The organism is Steroidobacter sp. (assembly GCF_016790065.1).
Classification (GTDB): Bacteria; Pseudomonadota; Gammaproteobacteria; order Steroidobacterales; family Steroidobacteraceae; genus Steroidobacter.
On sequence record NZ_JAEUPY010000843.1, the window covers coordinates 1 to 6,428 of the forward strand.

General features: G+C 59.5%; 6 protein-coding genes. All 6 read left to right on the forward strand.

The window, feature by feature from the left end; genetic code table 11:
• The coding region (locus JNL55_RS33915) for a TonB-dependent receptor (protein WP_293865271.1) at positions 1–1,638 on the forward strand (1,638 nt) is incomplete at its 5' end.
• Positions 1,638–3,686 carry a carbon starvation CstA family protein gene (locus JNL55_RS33920; protein ID WP_293865274.1) on the forward strand — a complete coding sequence of 683 codons (2,049 nt, stop codon included), beginning with the start codon at positions 1,638–1,640 and terminating at the stop codon, positions 3,684–3,686. The genes JNL55_RS33915 and JNL55_RS33920, both read left to right, overlap by 1 nt.
• Entirely contained in the window at positions 3,683–5,095 is a 1,413-nt protein-coding gene (locus tag JNL55_RS33925) for an amino acid permease (protein ID WP_293865276.1), read from the forward strand. The genes JNL55_RS33920 and JNL55_RS33925 overlap by 4 nt, the downstream gene beginning before the upstream one ends.
• Before the next feature lie 20 nt (positions 5,096–5,115).
• Positions 5,116–5,388 (forward strand): hypothetical protein, encoded by a 273-nt coding sequence (locus tag JNL55_RS33930; protein WP_293865279.1) that lies wholly within the window; start codon positions 5,116–5,118, stop codon positions 5,386–5,388.
• A 187-nt stretch (positions 5,389–5,575) separates the two neighbouring features.
• Entirely contained in the window at positions 5,576–5,776 is a 201-nt protein-coding gene (locus JNL55_RS33935) for a hypothetical protein (RefSeq protein ID WP_293865282.1), read from the forward strand.
• Positions 5,777–5,947: 171 nt separating this feature from the next.
• A partial coding sequence (locus tag JNL55_RS33940) for an FG-GAP repeat protein (RefSeq protein WP_293865285.1) occupies positions 5,948–6,428 on the forward strand: 481 nt, incomplete at its 3' end.

Here is a 6,428-nt window from a genome sequence, read left to right on the forward strand (position 1 = left end):
GGCGGTAGTGAAGGCTACGGTATCCGCGGTTCGGGTAACGTGCCGCTCATCGATGACAGCTTGGCGATGACGCTTAGCGGCTTCTTTCGTCACGATCCCGGAGTGGTGGATGACCCGAGCCGCGGCAAGTCCGATGTGGACAGTGCCGATGTGTGGGGAGCCAGAGTGTCGTTGCTGGGGCAGCTTACCGAAAGATTCTCGGCACGTATTTCTGCCACCTTTCAGTCGACCGACGGCGACGGGTCATCGAATGTTTTCTCGACCAATACTCGTGGGCTGACCGCCGGCCTGACGCAGGACTACATTGCCGGCACAGGCGGCTACGAACGTAAGGTACTACAGCTAGACGCCACGCTGAACTACGACCTCGACTGGGCCCAGCTGACCTCCATCACCGGCTACGGCGACAGCAAGTTCGAAGATGTGAGTGATGTCACGAGCTTCCTCGGATTCCTCACCGAAGAGGCGACGGGACGCGACGACCTGGGCAGCATTACTTTCCTGCCATCGCAAACCAAGAAGTTCTCGCAGGAACTCCGACTAGCTTCACACAGCGGTGACAAGTTGGAGTGGCTGTTCGGGGCTTTCTATACCGATGAAGATTCCGATACCCAATACAACATCTACGCGTCGAACCCAAACACCGGCGCATTGCTCATGTCGGTCTATCCGGATACCTTTCCATCGACGTTTCAGGAACGCGCCGTTTTCGGGGCGGCAACCTATCATTTCACGGATCGATTCGACATTCAGGTAGGTGCGCGCGCGAGCCGAAACGAACAGTACTACGAAGAAACCATCGGCGGGCCGCTCAACGTCCCGCCTTACTACGTGCAGGCCACGTCGCGGGACAACTCGACGACCTATCTATTCTCGCCGCGATTTCGTCTGCTTTCGGACGCGATTGTTTACGGGCGTTTCGCCACCGGGTATCGACCTGGCGGACCGAACCCGGGGGCGGGGTTTGGTACGCCGGCGGAGTACGGTGCCGACACCACGCTCAGTTATGAAGTGGGCGTGAAGAGTGATTTCCTGGAGAGGCGCGTATCGCTGGACGCATCGGTATATTCCATCGACTGGCAGGACATTCAGCTACAGCAGCGCGATCCGGTGACTCAGCTGGCTTACTACTCCAACGCCGGCAAGGCGCGCAGTCGAGGTGCGGATCTGACGGCGCTCGCAGCGCCAGCGCGCGGTATGCAGATCGCTGCCTCCCTCAGTTACAACGATGCACAGTTGTCGCAGGCGTTCGCCGGCAATCTGTATGGCCGAGCTGGCGATCGACTGCCGTTCTCCGCGCAATGGAGCGGCTCGCTGGCGCTCGATCAGGAACTCGACCTGAGTTCACAGTACACGGCATTCTTCGGCGGTACTGCCACGTATCTAGGAGCCCGCAGCGGCTCTTTCCCACCGCGAGCGACGGTGTCTCGAGTGCGAGTTCCGTCGTTCACGACGCTTGATCTTCGCGCCGGGGTGCGCACCGAAGGCTGGACCTTCAGTCTGTTCGTGCGCAATGCCACTGACGCGCGAGGCATTCTTGGTGCTGCACCCGAAGTCGCCAGCGGTGCGACTGGCCTCTATCTGCTCAATGTCATGCGGCCGCGGACGATCGGCCTGTCCGTTGCGAATGAGTTCTGATGCCGATCGTCAGAGCGTGGATGCTCCGCTTGCTGTGGATTTTGGTCGCGCTGATCGGGGCGTTCGCGCTCAGCGGCGTTGCTCTACATCGCGCAGAGACCATCAGCGCGATGTGGATTGTTGTTGCGGCGGTCTGCGTGTATGCCATCGGCTACCGTTTCTACAGCAAGTGGATTGCGACCCAGGTGTTCGTCGTCGACGCGCAGCGTGCGACGCCGGCCATCCGGTTGAACAACGGCCGCGATTTCATTCCCACGCATCGTTGGATCGTCTTCGGTCATCACTTCGCAGCCATCGCCGGCCCGGGTCCGCTGATCGGTCCGACGCTGGCTGCGCAGTTCGGCTACTTGCCCGGCACGCTGTGGATACTGGTGGGGGCGGTACTCGGCGGCTGCGTACAAGACATGACGATCCTGTTCCTGTCCACGCGTCGCAACGGTCGTAGCTTGGGACAAATGGCACGCGACGAACTTGGGCCCGTCGGCGGCTATGCCGCGATGATGGGCACGCTGATCATCATGCTGATTCTGATCGCGGTGCTCGGCCTGGTCGTCGTGAACGCCATGCGTCACAGTCCCTGGGCTACCTCGACGGTGTTCGCGACCATTCCCATTGCGGTGCTGATCGGAATCTACCTGCGCAACATCCGTCCTGGACGCGTGCTGGAAGCCTCGTTGATCGGCACGACCTTGCTATTGCTCGCGGTCTTCGGCGGCAGTTGGGTGGATTCGCATCCGCTGATCCGCGCCTGGTTCGACTTCGACAGTGAATCACTGGCCGGGTTCGTCATCGGCTATGGCTTCATCGCGGCGGTGTTGCCAGTGTGGATGCTGCTCGCCCCGCGTGACTATCTCTCGACCTTCCTGAAGCTCGGTACGGTGCTACTGCTAGCTATTGCGGTGATCTTGATGCAGCCGGACATCAAGATGCCGGCGCTGACGCAATTTATTGATGGCAGCGGCCCGGTGTTCGGCGGCGCGCTGTTTCCTTTTTTGTTTATCACCATTGCGTGTGGTGCCATCTCCGGCTTTCACGCACTGGTGTCGAGCGGCACTACCCCAAAGCTCATCGGCAATGAGGCCGAGGTGCGACTCATTGGCTACGGCGGCATGATGCTCGAGTCGGGTGTCGCCATCATGGCGATGATTGCCGCGACGCTGCTCGATCCGGGTGTGTACTTCGCCATCAACGCTGGCCCTGGCATCGTGGGAGCAACCGCCGAGGCGGCTGTCACCACTATTACCGGCTGGGGCTTTCCGGTGACGGCGGCACAGATGCACACGTTGGCGCACGCGATGGGGGAAAGCACGCTGTTCGGGCGCACCGGCGGTGCTCCGTCGCTCGCGGTAGGCATGGCGAGCATTTTCTCCTCGGCCTTCGGTGAGAGCATGTTGGCGCTCTGGTATCACTTCGCCATCATGTTCGAAGCAGTGTTTATTCTGACCACGGTGGATGCGGGCACGCGTGTCGGCCGTTTCATGCTGCAGGATTTCTTGAGTCATGTGTGGAAGCCCCTGGGTGAAACCTCGTCTTATCCGTCCATTCTGATATCGAGCGCGTTGGTCGTCGCAGGTTGGGGTTACTTCCTTTACATCGGCGTCGTCGATCCTAACGGCGGTATCAATATCCTCTGGCCGTTGTTCGGCATTGCCAACCAACTGCTTGCCGGCATCGCGCTGTGCGTCGCCACCGGTATATTCATCAAACAAGGCAAAGCACGCTATGCATGGGTAACGGCGGTACCGATGCTTTGGCTGACTATCGTCACGACTACAGCGACCTGGCAGAAGATCATGTCGAGTGATCCGCGCGTCGGATTTCTTGCGGCGGCAGATCAATTGGCGGACAAGCTCGCGAGTGGGGCATTGAGCGCTGAACAGGCGGCAGTTGCCCCGCAGCTGATCTTCAACCAGCGGCTCGATGCCGTTCTCACCATGCTACTCACCGGCATTCTGTGGATCGTCATCGTCGACACCGGGCGTGTGTTGTGTCGTCTTGCAAGGAAGTTGCCCGTGCTGCCGTCATCCGAGGTGCCTCTGAGCCCATGAGAAAGAAACATTCGATGAACCACATAGACGATGCCGGCATCGCACCGGCCGCCAAACTCAGTAAGAGCTTGCGTTCGCGCCACGTCATGATGATTGCGATAGGCGGCATCGTAGGCGCCGGTCTTTTCGTGGGCAGCAGTGCGGCAATTGAGTCGATTGGCCCGGCGGTTGTGCTGAGCTATCTGCTGGCGGGTCTGATCGTGATGATGGTGATGCGCATGTTGAGCGAGATGGCTGCAGCAACACCGGGCGTGGGTTCCTTCACCGAATACATCCGACTGGGCTTGGGCGACTGGGCCGGGTTTCTGAGCGGTTGGCTCTACTGGTATTTCTGGGTCGTTGTCATTGCTGTCGAGGCCATCGCCGGGGCTAGCCTGTTACACGAGTGGATTGCATTGCCGGTGTGGCAGCTCGGCCTGATTCTGATGTTGCTGCTGACCATCGTCAATTTGCTGTCACCGCGCTCGTTCGGCGAGTTTGAGTTCTGGTTCTCCGCCATCAAGGTGTCGGCGATCGGCATATTCATCATGATCGCCGGCGCGTATGCGCTGGGACTCACATCGCCGACAGGGCAGACGTTTGCCAATATCTATTCGCACGGCGGCTTTGCGCCGTTTGGTTGGAGTGCGGTACTTGCCGGCATCACGACTGTAGTTTTCTCGCTGTGCGGCGCTGAGATAGCCACGGTGGCTGCGGCCGAGTCGAATGCATCGACCCAGGTCATGTCGCGGATGACCAGCACCATCATCGTTCGGATTCTGCTGTTTTACGTATTGTCCATCCTTCTGCTGGTCGCAGTAGTTCCATGGACACAGATACACGCTGGAAGCTCGCCTTTCGCGCTCGCGCTCACCCGCACGCACGTACCAGGCGCGAGCCTCATCATGAATTTTATCGTGCTGACTGCGGTGCTGTCGTGCCTGAACTCTGGGGTCTACGTGACCTCCCGTGTTCTCTTCACACTGGCGGCGAGAGGCGATGCATCCCAGTCTATCGTGGTACTCAACGAGCGCGGCGTTCCTACTCGGTCCATTTTGATCAGCAGCGCGTTCGGCTACGTGGCGGTCATGCTTTCAGTCTTCTCGCCGCAGCGGGTGTTCGCTTTCTTGGTGAACGCCTCCGGGGCATTGATGATCATCATCTACCTGCTGGCCTGCTTCGCCCACATTCGTCTGCGTCGTCGAATAGAGCGTGCCGCACCTGAGCGACTTCGCGTAAAGATGTGGCTCTTCCCGTGGCTTAGCTGGCTGACTATAGCCTCCATGGTGGCTGTGTTGGTTGCCATGGCGACAAATGGCGAGCTTGCGACCCAGTTCTACGGAAGTGTGCTGTGTGTCTTCGTCGTTGCGCTTGCATACTGCAGCGTGCGCCTGCGCGGCCCAACTCGCGCCGAGGCGCGCGGTCATTGATCGAGTTTCTGGTAGTAACGATGTCGCAAACCAATGTACTTGGGCTTTCCAAGCCGGTCAGAGGCCTCAAACGCGGTGTTTGGTCGCTCAGCGAGTTGCGTCAATTGCGGGATCTCGCCAATCAAGGACTTGCTCCGGACCTCATTGCCAAAGCGCTGCGGCGCTCGGAGTTCGCGATTCGCAACAAGGCAGGCATGCACGGCATCGCGTTTCAGCGTCGTCCCAAGTTACCGCCACAGCCAGAGAGTTTGGGTGTTGAAAGTTTGATGCCCGACCTTTCACTATCTCTTTGAGGTGAACTGGGGATGGTAGTGTCGTCATGGGCATGCCTGCCAAGCTGGTGCGCGAAGTAACCGACGATGATTGCCGGCTATTCGAATTTACTGCTGTTCACTATCGGGCACGAGGTGAAACTTATCGACGCTCGTTTGCGCATCGACGCGCACTGTCGCGAGGCTGTTGTCCGCAAAAAATTCGGTCGTGGCTCTCGAAGTGGCCAGGTGCCGTAGCGGCGTGCTGAGTGCGTTCTATGCACGCGCACTGGCACTGGGCTTGGTCGGCTTCGCCGCTTATTGCTTCGTCACCGCTGCACTTCGTATCGTGCCTCGCGCCGTGCCGCCCGATCTGCATACACTCGCGACACACGCTCCCGATTTACTTACGCGTTCGTCGTTTTGTTAGCAACTGTGTCAAGGTCTCCGACACTTATTGGTGCTTCGACCGAAAACCGCTCGATATTTTTCGTTCCCAGGAACTTGCTTCGGCAGCGTGCCGTTCGTCGGGAGATGCTCTGCGTCAGCCCGAGAGCGTCGAGTAGAAGAAACAACGCGACGTCAGGAAGGGAGAGGAGTCATGCGCAACGAAGCGTATCTCTGTCGTGAGTTCTGCCGCCGAGCACTGCTGTTCTCAGTATTGTGTTGCAGTGCGGCCATGGCATTGGGCGCACCCGCCGTTCTCCTGGAAACGGCTCGATTGGCGCCTGCGGGGGACCCACCTCATTTCGGAAACAGCGTCGCCATCGATGGAAACATCGCAGTCGTCGGTGCGACCGAGATCACGAGCGGCGTCCTCGACTTTCCCGGCGCGGCCTATGTTTTCGAACGCAATTCCGCAGGTGTCTGGCAGCAAACGGCGAGACTCACCCGCAGCTCAGATCAGCAGGGCGACATGTTCGGCGCCGATGTGGCCATCGACGGCAATGTCATCGTGGTCGGGGATCTGTTTCACGAGCGCGCGTACGTCTTCGAAAAACAAGGGACGAGTTGGGTTCGCACCGCCGAGCTCGGCACAGCAGGACCGGGTTCGGGCAACGGCTACTCGGTCGCGGTGCATG

Bases quoted from the DNA above. Each gene is read 5' to 3' on its own strand.
- JNL55_RS33920 (WP_293865274.1), top strand. From the start codon at position 1,638: ATGCCGATCGTCAGAGCGTGGATGCTCCGCTTGCTGTGGATTTTGGTC.
- JNL55_RS33930 (WP_293865279.1), top strand. From the start codon at position 5,116: ATGTCGCAAACCAATGTACTTGGGCTTTCCAAGCCGGTCAGAGGCCTC.
- JNL55_RS33925 (WP_293865276.1), top strand. From the start codon at position 3,683: ATGAGAAAGAAACATTCGATGAACCACATAGACGATGCCGGCATCGCA.